Genomic DNA, 17167 nt, shown 5'->3' with positions numbered 1-17167 from the left:
TTGGTGGCGGGGGACGAAAGCCTCCCGCCACCAAGCTACGTGGACGATAGTTTGTGACGGCGTCAGGAGGGCTGGTTTGCGCGCGCCTTGCGTCCGTACTTGAAGTAAAAGAAGGCATAGCAGGCGCCAACGAAAGTGAATCCGAAATAGAGCGCTGCCACCTGGTTCGGGTCATAGGCGATGCCGATGAGCGAGATGACACAGAGCGAGAAGGCCAGGATCGGCACCAGCGGGAACAGCGGGGCCTTGTAGGGAAGCGCAGCGACATCACCGCCGTTCTTGACGAAGGATCTCCTGTGGAAGAAATGCGAGGCGGTGATGGACATCCAGACCCCGACGACGGCAAAACCCGCCACCGATACGAGAGCCAGATATACCGTTTCAGGTGCAACGACGCTGCTTATGAGGGATGCCAGGCCACCGAGCATGCTGACGGAGAGTGCAGTCATGGGAATACCGCGCCGGGTCAGCTTCTTCAGCGCCCGGGGCGCGTGCCCCTCGTCGGCAAGGGAGTAAAGCATCCGTGCGCAGGAGAAGAGGCCGCTGTTACCGGCTGAAAGGAGCGCGGTGATGATGACGAAGTTCATGAAGTCGGCGGCATAAGGAATGCCGATGGATGAGAAGACCGTCACGAACGGGCTTTCATCCAGCCCAACCTGCTCGAAGGGGATGGTGGCGGCAATGACAGCGATTGCCCCGACGAAGAAGATCAGCAGACGGATGACGGTGCTGCGCATCGCTTTGGGGATACTGGTGGCCGGGTCAGCGGTTTCGCCCGCCGCCACACCGATGAGCTCTGAACCCGAGAAGGCGTAGAACACCGCAAGCGCAGTGACCAGGACACCCGTGAAGCCGTTGGGGAAGAGACCGCCGGAAGTGTTGAAGTTTTCAAACATGCTGGGATGGTTGGCCGCCTCGCTGAGCGGGTGGAAGCCGAACAGCGCCGCGCCGCCGAAAACGATGAGAACCACGATGGCGCCGACCTTGACGATGGCAAACCAGAACTCAGATTCGCCGAAGAATTTCGAAGAAACCGCATTGAAGCCGAAGAGGACCGAGGCGAAGATAAGGCACCAGACCCAGACGTCAACACCCGGGAACCAGCGCTGCATCAGGAGACCGGAAGCCGTGAACTCCGATCCGATGGCCACCGCCCAGCAGAGCCAGTAGAGCCAGGCGGTGGTGAACCCGGTGGCCGGCCCGATCGACCTCGCCGCGTAGATATGGAAGGCCCCTGAGACCGGATAAGCGATGGCAAGTTCACCGAGGCAGGCCATCACCAGGTACACAACAAAGGCGCCAATGAGATACGCGATGACCGCCCCAAGCGGCCCGGCCTGGGAAATGGTGTACCCCGAGCTTAGGAAAAGCCCGGAGCCGATCACCCCGCCCATGGCGATCATGACCAGATGCCGTGCCCCCATGGACCGCCGGAGCCCCGAATCGGTCGACGGCGGAATGGTTGGCTGCGGTTCTAGCTGGACAGGTAATGACGGTTCCATGATTTCTCCCAGGTGAGTGGCAGGTGTGATGCGAAGGATGCGCACGTGGCCTGGCGTGGGTCACGCCGACTCGAGCTGCGCAGTAGCGACAGTGATGAAAGTAACACGAAACGGCCATTTTGGTCATTAAAAACATCCACACATGTCTATGTTGAACGTAAGTTGCGTTCCGGCGTGAATGACGAATCGACAGGCGGATGGTCAGTTCGCCCTGCTTTTCGGTCACAATCACATGCGCTGACAGACATGGAATGCGGTCAGCATTGGAGGACCGATGTAACTGACTGAAGGAGCACCATGACCACCTACGACATTGCGCTGATCGGCTTCGGCGGCGTCAACAGGACGCTGGCCGAACTGATCGCGATGCGTGGTGAGAGACTTCGTTCCGAACTGGGCTTCGGCCTGCGGATCGTGGCCATCACCGACCTGCGTCTCGGATCCCTGGTCCAGCCCGAAGGCGTGGACCTCTCCGTTGCCCTCAAACTGGGTGGCGAAAATGAAACCTTTGCAGCCCACGGCGGATCTGCCGACACCAACAACGAATCCGTGATCCGCAACTGCACAGCGGACATTATCTGCGAGGCCACCTTCACTAATCCCGAAGACGGCGAGCCGGCAGTTTCACATGTGCGCTGGGCACTCGAATCCGGCAAAGGCGTCTGCACCACAAATAAAGGCCCGGTTGCCCTCCGCGGCGCCGAACTGAGCTCCCTCGCCGAGCAGAACGGCGTGCAATTCGAGTTCGAGGGCGCCGTCATGAGCGGCACTCCCGTCATCCGCCTGGCCAAGAAGATGTTCGCGGGGCTGAAACTGAACGGATTTGAAGGCATTCTCAACGGCACCAGCAACTATGTTCTCGGGCGCATGGACGCCGGCCTGGACTTCCACGCGGCCATCAGGGAGGCACAGGAACTCGGCTACGCTGAAGCAAACCCAGCAGCCGACATCGAGGGCTACGACGTTCAGCTCAAGGTCCTCATCCTCGCCAACGAACTGCTGGACGCCAGCATAGAGCTCAAGGACGTTCATCGGCAGGGGATTTCCACCGTGACGCCGGAAGATATTCGGAAGGCAGCCCGCGAGGGGCGCCGCTGGAAGCTCATCGGCGCGGCAGGGCGGAATCCGGACGGGTCCGTGACTGCAGGCGTTTCCCCTGTGGCGCTCCCCCTTGATCATGGGCTGGCCGGGGTTTCCGGGGCGACCAATGCTGTGTCCTTCGAGACCGATCTTCTGGGCGCAGTAACCATCTCCGGACCAGGAGCCGGGCGCGTGGAGACCGCCTACGCGCTGCTCTCTGACATCATCGCCATGCACGCAGCCAGGACGGAGGTATCCGCAAATGCCTGAATCCACAGTGTGTTCGGCAGAAAGCGCGCTGCCACAGTTCCATGACGTGACGAGCCCCTACGACGGCAGGGTGGTCGGTGCGGTTTCGCTGACCGAAGCCACCGCCGGCGAAGCCGTGATTGAAACGGCGCGCGTCGGCGCCCGGAAGGCCCGGGCCCTGTCCCGCGGCGCACGCGGGAAGATCCTGGAGGGCGCCGCAACCGAGATCGAGCAGCGCAGCGAGGAGTTCGCGCTTACGATTGTGTCCGAGGCCGGGAAGACGATCCGCCAGGCACGAAAGGAAGTGCTGCGGGCGGTCAACACGCTCCGCCTGTCCGCTGCCGAGGCGCGCCGGAACGCAGGCGAAGTCATCCCCTTCGACTCCTATGAAGGCTCAGAGGACCGCACCGGGTGGTACTCACGCGAACCACTGGGCATCGTTGCCGCGATCACCCCGTTCAACGACCCCCTGAACCTGGTGGTGCACAAGGTCGGCCCGGCAATCGCCGGCGGAAACGCCGTGATTCTCAAACCCTCTGCGCTGACGCCGCTGTCAGCCCAGCTGCTCGTGGACGCCCTCGTGAGCTCGGGGCTCCCGCCGGAGGCCCTCACAATTGTCCACGGCGGCCGGGAATTGGCCGGAACAATCATCAGGTCCAGGGACGTACGAATGGTGTCCTTCACCGGGGGGTTCTCCACGGGTGAAAGCATCGCCCGCACGGCGGGCTTGAAGAAGCTGTCCATGGATCTCGGCGGAAACGCACCCGTGATCGTCCTGGACGATGCCGACATCGAAAAGGCGGTGGAATCCTGCGTCTCCGGAGCATTTTGGGCCGCCGGCCAGAACTGCGTGGGGGTGCAGCGGATTCTCATAGCAGCCCCGGTCTACGGCGCGTTCCGCCGGCGCTTCCTGGAGGCGGCGGACAAGCTGGTTGTTGGAGATCCTTCAGATGAACGGACGGACGTCGGGCCCATGATCAGCCCGGCTGCGCTGCATGAGCTCCAAACCAAGCTGGACGAGGCCCTCGGCGCCGGCGCTGTCCTTCTTTCAGGCAATGTCACGGACGGCAATGTGCTTCACCCGACCGTCCTGGAAGCGGTCCCGACGGACAGCCGGCTGTGGAAGCAGGAGGTTTTCGGGCCCGTGGTCATGTTCCACCAGTTCAGCACGTTCGAAGAGGCCATCGAAGTCGCCAACGCCATCGAGTTCAGTCTTCATGCGGGCATCTTCACCGACTCCCTGGCTAGGGCCATGGACGCAGCCCAACAGCTCGAAGCAGGCGGCGTCATGATCAACGACTCCTCTGATTACCGCTTCGACGGCATGCCGTTCGGCGGGGCCAAGTACGGAAGCATGGGCAGGGAGGGCGTCCATTTCGCGTATGAGGAGATGACCCAGCCAAAGGTCATCTGCATCAGGAACTGATTGAACCGGAGGGGGCGCGGCGGCGCCGTGCGCCCCCTCCAGTTCCTCGCTGTGCTGCCCGCCGGAAGTGCGGACCTGTCCGGAGTCTGATCGCTTCACTCGGTGGCGCGGGCACCTCCGGGGCCCCGCCTGATGTAACTGGACAGCGTCATGGCCGTCACCGTGTCCGTGACGCCGGGAATGGCCGCAATCTGTTCCCAGATCTCCTGAACCCTCTCCAGCGACCGGGCCTCGACCCTCACCAGCAGATCAAAGTCACCGCTCACAACATCACACAAGACCACTTCCGGAATCGACCGCAGTACGGTGATGACGTCCGACCCCCGCACCCGGTCCTTCCTGTAAACCATCAGGAAGGCGGACACCGGCCCCTGCCCCGGTGGGCCGGCAACGATCGTGTACCCCTGGATATACCCTTGCCGTTCCATCCGTTCGATCCGTTGGCGCACGGCATTCCTCGACAGCAGGACTTTGGTCGCCAGCTCCGCGTGGCTCATCCGAGCGTTCTTCGTTAGCTCCGCAAGAATCCTCTGGTCTATCTGATCAAGACTCACTCGATCCATGCCTACCCTTCACACCAAAATTTTCCCCGGCACACCCAGAACCGAACCAACTCCACGACCGAAAGCACTCGAAAAAATGACACTTCTGCAGCAAGACCGTCCACCTCTCACTGGCATTAGCTGCGTCCTGTTCGACATGGACGGAACGCTGCTGGATTCAGCACCCGGCGTTACGGCAAGTGCTGCCCGAGCCCTGGCAGCCGTAGGCGCGCCGGTCCCCGCGATGGACAAACTGCGGCAATTCGTCGGCCCGCCGATGATCGAGTCCTTCAGAACAGTCTCACAGTTGGACGACATAACCGCCCAAAGGGCCCTCCAACACTACCGCAAGGCATACGCCGACCATGGCGCTGAACAGTCCAGCCCATACGACGGGATCATCGAACTGCTTGATCATCTGCACTCGGCCGGCATTCCGATGGCTGTGGCCACATCCAAGGTGGAAGATCAAGCGGTAAGACTCGCACGAAGATTTGGCATCGAAGGCCACTTCATCAACATCTGCGGGGCGTCCGACCGCGATGGAAGAGCAAGCAAGGCAGAGGTCGTCGCCGAATTGCTGCTCCGCCTTCAATCCGAAGGCGTAGACATCTCCAGTCCCGTAATGATTGGAGACCGGAGCTACGACATCGCCGGAGCCGCCCAACACGGAATCCCGACAATATTCGCGCACTGGGGCTACGGGGACGCGGGCGAAGCATCGCAGGCGGCCGCCGTTGTCTCCTCTCCTGCAGCCCTGCTGCCACTGATCGTGGCCAAACGCCCCCGGTCGGATGACCGAGCGGGAGGGTAAGGCGTGACATAACAAGGACGCAGTACCGAACTTGAGGACGCGGGACTGCCGCTGACGGCACTGGCCGTGGCGGCGGGCCGGGCAGTCGAAACGTCACGGCCCGACGGCGGCGCCAGGGGAACCTTCGTGGCCGACTGCCGCATCACGTCGAGCGTCCGGGCCCCGTGGCTGAGCGAATGGATGGAGGCCGCGAAGGCGGCCGTGGCGGGCTAAGGAATTCACAGGTCCACCACCTAACATGTCCACATGAAGGCTGCCCGGGACGCACGCTCTGCCGCCGTTGTGATCAACGCCGGATCAGGCCGAGGGGCGGCGCACGAACTTGCGGTGGAGACGATGCAACAGGCAGGCGTGCCGATCTCCTCCGTGCACCACGTCCTGTCCGGGGGCGAGCTGGCCGGGACGCTTGACCGAGTGCTTGCGGACGGGCACGACCTGGTGGTTGTCGGCGGCGGCGACGGGACCGTGTCCTACGCCGCCGGTCGCGTTGCCGGCACCAACGTCATGCTCGGCGTTCTTCCACTGGGCACCGCCAACGACTTCGCCCGGACGCTGGAGATACCGAACAATCTTGCCGAGGCGTGCGCCACCGTCGCCGACGGGAAGGTGGTGGACATCGACCTCGGCCGGGCCAACGGTGAGCCATTCCTCAACGTCGCGTCCGTGGGCCTGTCGGTGGCTGTGACGGAGGCTCTGAGCCCCCGCCTGAAGCGGTACATCGGGCCATTGGCGTACAGCATCGCCACGCTTCGGGCTTATGCCCGGCACAAGCCGTTCCGGGCCCGCCTCGAGTTCCCAGAGGGCGACCACGAGCCGATGGAACTGGAAAACCTGCTTCAGGTAGCGGTCGGCAACGGCCGGCACTACGGCGGCGGCAACACGGTCTCCCCCACCGCAGGGATCGATGACCACATCCTTGACATCTACGCCATCCTGGCCGGCCCGCTCCGGGAGCACGTGAGTATCGCACGGTTACTCAAGGACGGAAGCTTCATCGAACACGACCGGGTGTACCACCTGACCAGCCGACATGTGCGACTGGTCACTGAGCCGCCGCTGCCGGTGAACCTCGACGGCGAGATCGCGACCACCACGCCGGCCGATTTCACTGTCCAGCGCAACGCCGTCCACGTGGTGGTGCCCCAGAGCAGCACCAGCGCGTTGTTCGACGGACCTGGCGCCGCGAACTGGCCGTCCAGTTGAAAGCTTATTAGTTAAGCTCCCCTCCAACTTGAGGCACCAAGCACCCAACCTGCCCCCTTAACGCGGTCTGAAGCTGCCCAATGCATACGTAGCCACGCAGTAGCACAGAGGTCCTGGACTACAACCGCCGCTGCCGGAACATCGGGAACAGCTTCCGCACCCTCGCAACCGTCTCAAGCGAGACATCCACCACCCGAACACCGGGTTCGAGTCCCAGATCGGCTTCCACGACCCCCATGGGATCGACCAGGATGCTGCGGCCCACGGAGACCGGCGGGGCCTGGCACACCCCTGCCACGTACACGCTGTTCTCGATGGCGCGCGCCGCGTTCAGCGCCAGCCACTGCTCCGTCTTGTGGGTGCCCGGCACCCACGACGAACAGACCAGCAGGACCTGCGCGCCGGCGTCGGCCAGTGACCTGGCCAGCTCCGGGAACCGCAGGTCGTAGCAGGTCATCAGGCCGAAGCGTGCTCCCCCGGACTCGAACACCACCGGCTCGGTGGACGGGCCCGGCTTGATGAACGTCGATTCCCCGAAGCCCTGCGCGTCGAAGAGGTGGATCTTCCGGTAGAAGGCCAGCCGCTTTCCGTCGGGCCCGAACGCAACCAGGGTGTTGTACGCCTTGCCCGGCTCGTCCGAGGTTTCCACCACGCCCGCCACCAGCGCGATGCGGCGGCGGCGGGCTGTGGTGGCGAGCTCCTGGCAGACTGGGCCGTCCAGCGGCTCGGCTACCTCGGGGAACGTCGCGTCCACGGTCTTTTTCTCGTACGTGGCGTATTCCGGGAAGGCAACGAGCGCGGCGCCGTCGCGCGCTGCCTCGGAGGCGAACCGGTCTATCGCGGCGAGGTTGGCCTGGATGTCGGTGCCCGACTCCAGCTGCCCGAGCGCTATCCTCACGGCTGTTCCTTCCCTGTGGTCAGCCGACCGGCTCCGGCGGCGGCACATACTCGGCGTCCGGGTCAGGCGGCCGCTTCAACCGTCGCCTTTTCAGTCGCCGTCATTTCCGGCGGTGCCGCTTTGAAGCCGCGGGTGATCAGGGCCAGGACCACTATGCCCAGCGCCAGCCACGACAATCCCAGCGTAATGGCGTTGCTGTCCAGCTGGGAGAGCAGGTAGGCGCAGATGATGGCTCCGATGACCGGGACCACCACGTAGGACACCGGGTTCAGCTGGTGCCCGGCACGGCGCTGGCGCACGTAGTGGAACACCACCGAGGCGTTGACCAGGGTGAAGGCGGTGAAGGCACCGAAGTTGATGAACGAGGTGGAGGTGGCCACGTCCAGGAAGATCGCGATCAGTCCGATGATGCCGGTGACGATCAGGTTGACCACCGGGGTGTGGAACTTCGCGCTGAGCCGTCCGAAGACCGCCTTGGGGAGGACGGAGTCGCGGCCCATGGCGTACAGCAGGCGGGAGGCGCTGGCCTGCGCTGCGAGGCCGGAGGCGAACTGCGCCACCACCAGGCCGGCGAGGAAGACTGCCCCGAACAGCTGCCCGCCGATCTGCAGGGCGATGGAGCTGGCCGCGGAGGCCGAGTCCTCGAACACGCCGCCGGGGTGGACCAGCTGGGTCACGTAGGACACGGTCACGAAGGTGCCGCCTCCGATCAGGGCGATGAGCATGATGGCGCGTGGCATGTTCTTGCGCGGTTCGATGGTCTCCTCGGTGAGGGTGGTGACGGCGTCGAACCCGAGGAACGAGTACGCGGCGATGGCGGCACCGGCGGAGATGGTGGCGAAGCTGGAGGTGTCGTTGAAGAACGGCTGCGTACTGGCCAGGCCGCCGGCACCCTGGGTGGACACCACGTTGCCGATGGACAGCGCCACAAAAAATACGATGACCAGCAGCTGGAACGCCATCAGCACGTAGTTGGCCTTGTCCGCCACCTTGATGCCCAGGATGTTCAGCAGTGTGGTGATGAGGATGAAGCCCACGATCCAGACTCCGATGGGGATTCCGGGGAACTGGGCCCTCAGGTAGGAGCCGCCGATGAGCCAGATGACCATCGGCAGGAAGAGGTAGTCCAGCAGGATGGCCCAGCCGACGAGGAACCCCACCCTGGGATCGATGGACCGGCGGACGTAGGTGTAGGCGGAACCGGCCACCGGATACGCGATGGCCATCCGGCCGTAGCTGTGCGCCGTGAACAGCATGGCGACCATCGCCACCAGGTAGGCGGCCGGCGAAGCCCCGCCGGTGGTTTCAGCGATGATGCCAAATATCCCCAGGACGATCAGCGGGGTCAGGTACGCCAGGCCGAACAGGACCAGGGAAGGCAGTTTCAGCGTGCGGGTGAGCGTGGGTGAAGTTGTCACGGGTGGTTCCTTAGGCGTTGAAGGACTGGGGAGCCCAGGTGGCCGGACTGATCCGGCCCTGATAGACGGGGAGCTCGACGGCGTCCTCGCCGTCGCGGAACTGGGACCAGGGGCGGTTGAGGTTTTCGGTGCCGTGGGTTCTGACATGCTCGACGGCGGCAAGGTCCAGTTCCGCCGTGAGCAGCACCGGTGCGTCATCGGGTGCCTCGGCCAGGGTGTTGCCCTCGGGGTCGACGATGATGCTCAGGCCCTTGCCGGTGGGACCGGCACAGTTGACGCTGACCACAAAGACCTGGTTCACGATGGCGTTGGCCTTGGCGAGCACCAGCTCCTGCCGGCGGTCCGGCGTCGTGGTTTTCACGACGTTGAGGATGACCTCGGCGCCCATCCAGGCGAGCTGGCGGGACACCTCCGGGAACCACGCGTCGTAGCAGATGTTCAGGCCCACCCTGCCGACGCCGGCCAGGTCCACGGTGGTGAACCGGTCGCCGGGGTCGTACGGCTCGAACGGGCGCCAGGGGAAGACCTTCCGGTAGTAGCCGGCAAGCTCCCCCTCCGGGGACAGGACCAGCTGGGTGTTGAACAGCTGCCCTTCCGGGCCCCGCTCGCACACGCTGCCCGGGACCAGCCAGATGCCCAGGTCCGCGGCGAGCTGCCGCAGCTCCTTGACCCGGGGTCCGTCCAGCGGCTCGGCGGAGGCCTGAAGCATTTCGGTGCGCTGATGGTCGGGGTCGGAATCCCCGAACAGGTGCAGCTCCGGAAACACCACCAGCCTGCTGTGCGGCTGGACGGCGAGGGCGGCCTTGACCTCGTCCGCGAACGCCGAAACGGGTTCGCCGATGAGCCGCGGCCGGGCCTGGGCCGCGATGAGGGGAAGGATGCGTTGCATGGTGTTCTCCACGTTGGGGATGTGATCTGCACTATATTAGATCAGAATGATCCAATTATGGGAAGAGGCAGGTTTGGGCCGTAAAGTAGCGGATATGACCCGTCAGTTGGAGGACACCGCCGAGCCGTCGCCGATCGGCGCCGGCATGCTCGCTGGCATCGACCGCCGCAGCGCCATCGATGCCGTGCGGCTGCGGATCGGCATGGCGATCTCGCTCGGGCTGCTCAAGCCCGGCGAGCGCCTGCCCGACCAGGAGGACGTGGCCCTGGGCCTGTCGGTCAGCCCGATCACCGCCCGCCGCGCGCTGGCGAGCCTGGCGGAACAGGGCGTGGTGGTCCGCCGCCGCGGCCGGGGCGGCGGGACGTTCGTGGCCGACGAGCCCCCGCGGAGCGTGCTGGCCGAACTCTCTGCATCACCGGCCGAATCCCAGGCCGTGAACCGCCTGGTGGACCGGAGGCTGCTCTTTGAATGCGCCGTGACGCACTACGCGGCAATCAATGCCACGGCCGAGCAGCTGGATGAGCTCTGCCGGCTGACCCGCGACATGGCCGAATCCACGGACTGGTCCGACTATCATCAAGCGGACGAGCAGTTCCACCAACTGGTGGGCACGGCGTCGGGGCTGGGGACCGCCGTCGAGGTTTACCACGAGACGCTGACCGAGCTCTACGCCTACTTCATCCCCTACCCGATCGAGCTGCTGCACAAATCGAACTGCGACCACGTCGCGCTGGTGGCAGCCCTGCGTGCCGGCGATGGCGGCGAAGCCGTGGAGATCGCCCGCAAGCACGTGGACATCCTGCACAAGACCATGTTCATCGGCCTGACGGAGGGCGGAGCTCAATCCACCCCTGTTTGAGGCACTGCGACTTAGAGCACGACGGCAGCAGCCCGATCGCTCTGAAGAACCGGATGGCGATCCGCCTGAAATCCTTGCCCAGCACCACCTCAGCGAAGGCGAACATCGATGAATTCAGCTGGTTAGGCGATGTGCCCAGGCTGAGGGCGGCCACCGCGAGGCAGGCGCGGAAGTGTTGCTCGCGTCAAAAGCGGTACGTCACGAATTCACTCAGAACCTGCCTGTGGCACCGTCCGCGACTTTTACGAGACCTGCGCTTTCTTGAGGGATCCTTGAGTCGCCGTCGCTAGCGTGATTCCGCTCACCTGCCACACTTTCCTTTGGGGGAACAATGAACGATAACTCCGCTGTGCCCGCGCGTCCGCGAACTGGCTGGTGTGGAGTTGGCGGTAATTGACGGCGTTCTGTGACCGTTCGATGTAGCACTCCCGGGCTTCGCGTCGTCTTACATCCCATGGGTTATGAAGCACTTCGGTTACGAGACAGTGGGTGGCCCCCGGACGCGGTGAGAGTAGAGATTACCGGCCCGCGTGGGTGACCTTCACCGCGACAGCTGGCTTCCGGCTCGCACTCGGTGATGGTCCTTGCCGCCGTCCGTTCCATCGGATTCAGTCGGGCATTGCAATCTTCGCAGGACGAGGAAGACTTCGAGCAGGAACTGGTCGACCAGTTCGCGCTGGCGCAGGTTGGTGCGGGTCTGACCGACCAGCTCATCGGGACGGAGCGTTCAGTGATCTTCGAGTTCTCCCGTTTCCTGGGACGGCCTCTCTGGACGGCGTCGCCATCTGACGCCGACCGGTTCCTTGCGTTTCTGCGGCACGAGCGGAGACAAGCGCGGGGCACTCGTGAAAGCAAGGAAGGAACCAACTGCGTGCGCCAGCCAGGCCTTGCCTCATCAATAACGCATGACTCTGACCATGCGGTGTCCAGCGCCATCTGGATTTGCCGTCTGGCCGCACGAAGACGTGCAGTCGAACGCTGAACAATCGACAGGAGCAGTGGCCGGCGGAGGGCGCAGGCGTCCCGCATCCGAGTGGAAGTAAGATTAGCCATGGTCGAGGTGACAATTCGACTTCTCGGGCCGCCAGCGATCGAAGATACCGCTGGAAACCGCAGACAGCCGCGCGGCCGTAAGGCCTGGGGGCTACTGGCCTACCTCGTGGTCCAGCGGAGGGCAACCCACCGCATCCACCTTGCGTCGATGTTGTTCCCCGACGCCGAAGACCCTCTCGGCGCACTCCGCTGGAATTTATCGGAGCTAAGAAAGGCTTTGGGCCCTGAGGTGACGCTGGGCGGCGACCCGCTCTCCGTCTCGATGCCAGCCAAATACCGCTGTGACGTCTATCTCGCCACGGGAATCCAGGAGGCGCAGGGAGGTGACTTCGAGCCGCCAGACGTCGAGCTCCTCGAAGGGCTCAACTTCACGGACTGCCCCGCATTCGAAACCTGGCTGGCCGGGGAGCGCCACAGGATCCGAAACTGCGTGCAGACGCTGATCTACGAAACCGCCTTGGCGGCCTTGGCGTCAGGGGAACCAAGGCGCGCGGCAGAGCTTGCTGCCCAGGCCACCGGGCTCGATCCGTTCAATGCCAACTTCCATGCCGTACTCGTGCGGGCACTCGTTGCGGCCGGCGATCAGGCCCGGGCCCGCGACCATGCCGTCCGCTGCGCCGAACTCTTTCAACGTGAACTCGGTGTCGGAATGCCGCCGGAAGTCCAACGTGCCCTCGCGGCACCTATCCTCCGCACCGGGGCCCAGTTGCCCGCCACGCCGGTCACCGTTCGTTCCTACCTTGATGCTTCCAAATCCTGCCTGTCCGCCGGAGCCGTGGACAGGGCCTTGGAGCACTTGAGGCTCGCGAACGATCTCGCCGATCGCTCGGCAAACAGTGACCTTCGGGCAGAATCCCTCCTCGCCCTGGCAGGTGCCCTGATTCACTCTGCAGGCGGACGCGGAGCCGAAGTTGACGACCTCCTTAATAGGGCGCTGTCCTTCACCCCTCGCGGCGTATCCGGAATCGCGGCCGCTGCCTACCGCGAGCTTGGTTTTGTTTCCGCTCAGCGAGGGACGCCAGCCAGGGCGAGCCGATGGCTCGATCGGGCCGCGACGGCAGCCCTAGGTCTGCCGGACGAGCAGGCGAAGATACTCGGCGTACGCGGAATGTCAACCACAGACACCGCTCAATACGACACAGCGCTGGGAGCGCTGGAACAGTCAGCTTACTTGGCTACGGTCGTCGGCAGCGGCCGTCAGCAAGCATTCACAGCCGCGATGGTGGGGCGTGTGCAGCTCCTTCGCGCCGACTATCCCGCAGCCGCAGCCTCCCTGGACCACGCCATCGCGGCGGCCAAGTCCGAACATTGGGTGGTTTTCCTCCCGCTGCCTGAATCGTTGCGCGGTGAGACCTACCTTGCTGCTGGCCAGCTAGATGAAGCTGAGCAGATCATCGACCATGCAGCCGTCCTCGCAGAGCTATCCGGGGATCGATGCTACATGGACGCAGCCGCCAACGCCGAGGTCAAACTCCATATGGCCCGTGGAGATGCGGAGGGAGCTGCGCAGTGGATTGCCCGGGGGCTGATGCCCAATCCCTGGTATGTGTGGTTTCGCGCCCGCGTCCTGGACACTGCATGCCAATTCGCCATCGACCAGAAGTCGCCGAAGGCCGTGTCCTACGCCGAAGAACTGAGCAACCTGGCCAGCCGAAGCGGCATGCGCGAACTGCTCCTCCACGCCCACTCTCACCGAGCCTTTCTCGGGGACACTGCAGCGGCCGTAGCCATCCCGTTGCTGGCACGGGACATCCAGAACCCAGGACTCCTCGCCCATCTGGCCGAGAGGAAGCAGCTCTGAACTGGCCGGGTTCATAGCCACGGGCGGTCCCTCGCGGTTTGAATTGCTTCTCGATTCGCCGCGGCAGACAAGGTCATGACCCGCGGGCCACAGAACCCATCGCTGCGGCCCTCCGCGGCGCCGGAGAAACAGCTCATCACCGTCTTGCTGAACGCGAGCAAATACCTCGCGGGGCCGGAGGAACACCCGGCAGTCCCGACACAACCGGCCCTGCAGCACCCAAACGCCGCCACGACAGCAGCTCCCCTTCCACAGCGGAAGGGTCGACTAACCCGGATGCTGGCGGACCGAGTATTGATTCCGCATCACAGTGCCAGTTTTCAGGCAGAACGAGCGTGAGTGGATCACCGGTCAGTTCGATCTCAGGGCCGAGCGCGCGTCGGAGCTCAGACAGGTTCCACCGCAGGGCGCCCAGCGGGTCGTCAGCATCGGCAAAAAGAAGCGACGCAAGACTTGATCTGGTCGCCTTCCTGCGTTCAAGAATCAGGTATGCGAGAAGTGCCCACTTCCGGCCATGCTGCTGAACCTGGCTTCCCTCAGGCTGTAAAATTTCCAGGAATCCCGAGCAATCGAATCCAGGCCTCGGCCATGCGTCATCTGGCATTCGCTGCCGGTGCCCCTTCGGCACGATGCCATAACTTCTTCACCGGTATGAGCCGGCCCCAGTTGAGAGTATGGACAGCGTGGCCGAGGCATCGTGTCTGCGGGGCGGCAATATGGCCGGTTCGCTCGCGAGTACCACAGCAGAGGAAGTGTCCAGCAGGTGTGTGAGCAATACTGCCTGTGCGCTGTCCGGAAGTTCCCGAAGCAACACGCCATGCACAATGCCAAAGGCACGAAGGCGCGCAATCTCCGAACCGTTCCAATCCACGAGCGCGGCCGCTGCGCCCTGGTTCAGGTCCCCGGCGGCAGAGGCCATCGCTTGTAGGGTCAGTGATTCGGTCTGCGTCCCATCGGCAACAATGTGATCGGCGGTGCGATTGAGTAGTTCATTCAGTTCCATGGCCTGTTCTCCTGTTCGATTCCATAACAGAAGGCTGCGGCATCACCGTGTGAGCAGGCGTGTGAACCATGGCGCGCTGACCGGCCGCGTACCTTCACTCTCCCCGGTCCTTGGTCATGAAGAGCATCCTCGTGAACAGGCGCTGCCCCTGTTTCGCAAGCCTAGAGATACGAGGCGTCTCGTTGGTCGCCGGTGATCGCGCTTTGAAATGGCGTCGGACGGCGGGACCACGACTCTCATAACTATGTGTCGAAACCGTGAGGTTGAATTGCGGTACTCACCACTAGTTATGAGACGCCTGAGCGTCGTGGCGAATCGACTCGGACGGTCGACGCACAACAGGCTGGACTCCGCACAAGAGCTACGTGACCGCGATGCGGTCCTTCGCCTAATTCATCCGCTACACGATCGCGCTGCTGCACAAATCGAACGGCGGACATGAGCCCGCCCCTGAGAAGCGAACGGCCGCGGAAACCCACGCGGAACAGCCGACGCCCAGCGGCTACCCGTGGGTGACTGCAGCACCCACCAGGCCGAACAACGTCCCGGCCGCCAAGGCAATGAGGGCACGTTTCCGGGTGGGGTACAGCCAGCGCACTGCGAACACGGCGACTGCCAGGATGACGCCGTTAACGACGCTCAGGATGACCGCGACCCATTCGGTCCCGGTGACCACCCCGAAGCCTCCGCCGCTGCAACCGCTGATACCGCACCAGGCAAAACCGGCCACCATCCACTGTGGAAGACTCAACAGAACTGCCAGCGGCACGGTCCACAAGAGCTTTCTGACGTCCGGGGTGACCCCGCGGATCGTCACCGGCGGATACTGAGGCGAGGCGCCGGGGGTGCCGGCAGCGGGAACCGGTATACGCTTCCGGGTGCTGAGGACAATCCATCGGAAGACACCCGCGTTGACCACCGCTAGGAGGAGGTATCCCGCATAGTAGAGGACCGTCGTCAGGCCCAATCCGCCCCCGGAGCCAAAAGTGCCGATGACGAAGTACGCCGCCGAAACGGGCAGTGTCAGAACCACCATGACGAGCAGCATGCCCTCCTTGAACTTGGCATCCAGGTCCAGTTCGAAGCCTCTGGTAAGGAGCGCGGCTACAACAACGGTAACCGTCACCGACAAATAGACGACGACGGCGGTTCTGGCCCAGCGCGGCAGGGCCCTTTCATTCGGCCGAGATCCACCCACAACGCTCCCCTTGACGTCATTCTGGCCCACTCTGCGCGAGGAACCGATACAGCCGGCACACCCACAGGCTGCCGGCACTTTGATGGTCGCACGCTTGGCACCCAAATTGCCCACAACCTGCCTACGCGAGGTCTGCGAGCAGCTGGGGAACCCGCCCGCCGGGGCTATCCCCCGCCCGTTCCCCCGAACCTTGTGGCTGCTCCTCAGGCCATGCCGCCCATAAGATTAGGCATGGACTTCGAGGACACGCTCTGGACGGTTTTGGGGGCCGGCCTGGTTCTTCTGATGCTCGTCGACGTGTTTCGTACGCTCCTTTATCCGCACGGTTCCGGCCCAGTGGGCCGGACGATCATCCGCGGATTCTGGCTGGTGTCGAGAAAACTGCGGGGCCGGGGCTCTTTCATCGCCGGACCCTTGGCGATGGCCGCTGTCATCGGCGCCTGGGCAGGCCTGGCAGCCATCGGTTGGGCGCTGCTGTACCTGCCCCATCTGACGGAGGGTTTTGTTTACGGAGCCGGGGTTCCGCTGCGGGCCGACTTTGCCGAAGCCCTCTACATTTCCCTGGTCACTCTTTCCACCGTGGGGTTCGGCGATATCGTGGCAGCGCATCCGCTGCTGAGGCTGGTTGTGGCCCTCCAGGCCGTCACCGGTTTCGGCTTGCTGACAGCAACGGTCGCTTGGATCCAGCAGACGTACCCGGCCCTGAACCGCCGCCGGGCCCTTGCCCACCAGCTGAACCTGTTCAGGGAGGCTGCAGGTCCGGCCGGCGTATTGTCGCTGGATCCCAGGCATGCCGCCGGGCTGTTGGAGTCAATGGCCGGAAACGTGGCTTCGGTGAGCATAGATCTGCTTGCGTTCCATGAAACCTATTACTTCCGTGAAGTCGAGCAGCGCGGCTCCTTGCCGGCCACGGTCGCCTACGCGCAGGAGCTGGCATCCCAGGCCCAGCTCAGCGAGAGCCCTGAACTACAGTTCGCCGGACGGATGCTCCACGCGGCGCTGGACGGACTTGCGGAGGTCCTGCGCGGCAAATTCGGCCATTCAGGAACCACGTCTTCCGATGTGTTCAACAGCTACGAGTTGCACCACCGACACCGACGGCCGGGGAAACCGGACCCAAACTAGCGTGCATCCGGAACCCCGGCACCTGGAGGCGGGCTGCGGTGTGGCATAGCCCGGCACGGACCCAGGTTGCGTTGACGGACGGGGAACTTTGGTCCTTAAAGCCGTCT

The 17167-nt window shown here is 63.9% G+C and carries 16 protein-coding genes; 9 read left to right on the top strand and 7 right to left on the bottom strand.

What is annotated here, in order from left to right; all coding sequences use genetic code 11:
• Positions 1 to 62: 62 nt before the first annotated feature.
• On the bottom strand, positions 63 to 1502 hold the full coding sequence (locus ASG92_RS25970; RefSeq protein WP_056635639.1) for an amino acid permease: 1440 nt from the start codon (positions 1500 to 1502) through the stop codon (positions 63 to 65).
• A gap of 297 nt (positions 1503 to 1799) precedes the next feature.
• Here ASG92_RS25970 and ASG92_RS25965 point away from each other — a divergent pair, with 297 nt between their 5' ends.
• Both ASG92_RS25965 and ASG92_RS25960 read left to right on the top strand, forming a co-directional pair.
• On the top strand, positions 1800 to 2852 hold the full coding sequence (locus ASG92_RS25965; protein WP_056635636.1) for a homoserine dehydrogenase: 1053 nt from the start codon (positions 1800 to 1802) through the stop codon (positions 2850 to 2852).
• A complete protein-coding gene (locus ASG92_RS25960; RefSeq protein WP_056635633.1) occupies positions 2845 to 4257 on the top strand; it encodes an aldehyde dehydrogenase family protein in 1413 nt (470 codons plus the stop codon). The genes ASG92_RS25965 and ASG92_RS25960 overlap by 8 nt, the downstream gene beginning before the upstream one ends.
• Positions 4258 to 4352: 95 nt before the next feature.
• Here ASG92_RS25960 and ASG92_RS25955 read toward each other — a convergent pair whose 3' ends face one another.
• Positions 4353 to 4820, bottom strand: coding sequence for an Lrp/AsnC family transcriptional regulator (locus ASG92_RS25955; protein ID WP_056635630.1), 468 nt, complete (start codon positions 4818 to 4820; stop codon positions 4353 to 4355).
• Between the two features lie 76 nt (positions 4821 to 4896).
• On the opposite strand from ASG92_RS25955, the gene ASG92_RS25950 reads away from it, so the two are divergent.
• From ASG92_RS25950 to ASG92_RS25945, 3 genes are all read left to right on the top strand, one after another.
• Positions 4897 to 5613 carry an HAD hydrolase-like protein gene (locus ASG92_RS25950; RefSeq protein ID WP_056635627.1) on the top strand — a complete coding sequence of 239 codons (717 nt, stop codon included), beginning with the start codon at positions 4897 to 4899 and terminating at the stop codon, positions 5611 to 5613.
• Between the two features lie 66 nt (positions 5614 to 5679).
• On the top strand, positions 5680 to 5826 hold the full coding sequence (locus ASG92_RS28815) for a hypothetical protein (protein WP_157372496.1): 147 nt from the start codon (positions 5680 to 5682) through the stop codon (positions 5824 to 5826).
• A gap of 33 nt (positions 5827 to 5859) precedes the next feature.
• Entirely contained in the window at positions 5860 to 6816 is a 957-nt protein-coding gene (locus ASG92_RS25945) for a lipid kinase (RefSeq protein WP_056635624.1), read from the top strand.
• A gap of 118 nt (positions 6817 to 6934) precedes the next feature.
• Here ASG92_RS25945 and ASG92_RS25940 read toward each other — a convergent pair whose 3' ends face one another.
• The 3 genes from ASG92_RS25940 to ASG92_RS25930 form a co-directional block, all read right to left on the bottom strand.
• The gene (locus ASG92_RS25940; protein WP_056635621.1) at positions 6935 to 7714 is read right to left on the bottom strand and encodes a carbon-nitrogen hydrolase family protein; all 780 of its coding nucleotides are present in this window, start codon (positions 7712 to 7714) and stop codon (positions 6935 to 6937) included.
• A gap of 62 nt (positions 7715 to 7776) precedes the next feature.
• The gene (locus tag ASG92_RS25935; RefSeq protein ID WP_056635619.1) at positions 7777 to 9132 is read right to left on the bottom strand and encodes an APC family permease; all 1356 of its coding nucleotides are present in this window, start codon (positions 9130 to 9132) and stop codon (positions 7777 to 7779) included.
• A gap of 10 nt (positions 9133 to 9142) precedes the next feature.
• The gene (locus ASG92_RS25930; RefSeq protein ID WP_082579749.1) at positions 9143 to 10021 is read right to left on the bottom strand and encodes a carbon-nitrogen hydrolase family protein; all 879 of its coding nucleotides are present in this window, start codon (positions 10019 to 10021) and stop codon (positions 9143 to 9145) included.
• 94 nt (positions 10022 to 10115) lie between these two features.
• On the opposite strand from ASG92_RS25930, the gene ASG92_RS25925 reads away from it, so the two are divergent.
• From ASG92_RS25925 to ASG92_RS25915, 3 genes are all read left to right on the top strand, one after another.
• A complete protein-coding gene (locus tag ASG92_RS25925; RefSeq protein ID WP_056635616.1) occupies positions 10116 to 10880 on the top strand; it encodes an FCD domain-containing protein in 765 nt (254 codons plus the stop codon).
• 577 nt (positions 10881 to 11457) lie between these two features.
• Complete coding sequence (locus ASG92_RS25920) at positions 11458 to 11862, top strand: hypothetical protein (RefSeq protein WP_200952097.1); 405 nt, start codon at positions 11458 to 11460, stop codon at positions 11860 to 11862.
• Positions 11863 to 11931: 69 nt separating this feature from the next.
• Positions 11932 to 13734, top strand: coding sequence for a BTAD domain-containing putative transcriptional regulator (locus ASG92_RS25915; RefSeq protein WP_056635613.1), 1803 nt, complete (start codon positions 11932 to 11934; stop codon positions 13732 to 13734).
• A gap of 643 nt (positions 13735 to 14377) precedes the next feature.
• Here ASG92_RS25915 and ASG92_RS25910 read toward each other — a convergent pair.
• On the bottom strand, positions 14378 to 14737 hold the full coding sequence (locus ASG92_RS25910; RefSeq protein ID WP_056635610.1) for a hypothetical protein: 360 nt from the start codon (positions 14735 to 14737) through the stop codon (positions 14378 to 14380).
• Positions 14738 to 15239: 502 nt separating this feature from the next.
• Positions 15240 to 15935 (bottom strand): hypothetical protein, encoded by a 696-nt coding sequence (locus ASG92_RS25905; protein ID WP_162256367.1) that lies wholly within the window; start codon positions 15933 to 15935, stop codon positions 15240 to 15242.
• Between the two features lie 231 nt (positions 15936 to 16166).
• Between ASG92_RS25905 and ASG92_RS25900 the strand changes: the two genes are divergently transcribed.
• On the top strand, positions 16167 to 17060 hold the full coding sequence (locus tag ASG92_RS25900; RefSeq protein ID WP_056635599.1) for a potassium channel family protein: 894 nt from the start codon (positions 16167 to 16169) through the stop codon (positions 17058 to 17060).
• Positions 17061 to 17167: the final 107 nt, after the last annotated feature.

This window comes from Arthrobacter sp. Soil736 (assembly GCF_001428005.1).
Taxonomy (GTDB): Bacteria; Actinomycetota; Actinomycetes; order Actinomycetales; family Micrococcaceae; genus Arthrobacter.
The sequence above is the reverse complement of the archived record's forward strand: the minus strand, read 5'-3'. Positions and strand labels throughout refer to the sequence as shown.

Coding starts and splice junctions, on each gene's coding strand:
- ASG92_RS25970 (WP_056635639.1), bottom strand. CDS start 1,502: ATGGAACCGTCATTACCTGTCCAGCTAGAACCGCAGCCAACCATTCCG.
- ASG92_RS25965 (WP_056635636.1), top strand. CDS start 1,800: ATGACCACCTACGACATTGCGCTGATCGGCTTCGGCGGCGTCAACAGG.
- ASG92_RS25960 (WP_056635633.1), top strand. CDS start 2,845: ATGCCTGAATCCACAGTGTGTTCGGCAGAAAGCGCGCTGCCACAGTTC.
- ASG92_RS25955 (WP_056635630.1), bottom strand. CDS start 4,820: ATGGATCGAGTGAGTCTTGATCAGATAGACCAGAGGATTCTTGCGGAG.
- ASG92_RS25950 (WP_056635627.1), top strand. CDS start 4,897: ATGACACTTCTGCAGCAAGACCGTCCACCTCTCACTGGCATTAGCTGC.
- ASG92_RS25945 (WP_056635624.1), top strand. CDS start 5,860: ATGAAGGCTGCCCGGGACGCACGCTCTGCCGCCGTTGTGATCAACGCC.
- ASG92_RS25930 (WP_082579749.1), bottom strand. CDS start 10,021: ATGCAACGCATCCTTCCCCTCATCGCGGCCCAGGCCCGGCCGCGGCTC.
- ASG92_RS25925 (WP_056635616.1), top strand. CDS start 10,116: ATGACCCGTCAGTTGGAGGACACCGCCGAGCCGTCGCCGATCGGCGCC.
- ASG92_RS25920 (WP_200952097.1), top strand. CDS start 11,458: ATGGTCCTTGCCGCCGTCCGTTCCATCGGATTCAGTCGGGCATTGCAA.
- ASG92_RS25915 (WP_056635613.1), top strand. CDS start 11,932: ATGGTCGAGGTGACAATTCGACTTCTCGGGCCGCCAGCGATCGAAGAT.
- ASG92_RS25910 (WP_056635610.1), bottom strand. CDS start 14,737: ATGGAACTGAATGAACTACTCAATCGCACCGCCGATCACATTGTTGCC.
- ASG92_RS25900 (WP_056635599.1), top strand. CDS start 16,167: ATGGACTTCGAGGACACGCTCTGGACGGTTTTGGGGGCCGGCCTGGTT.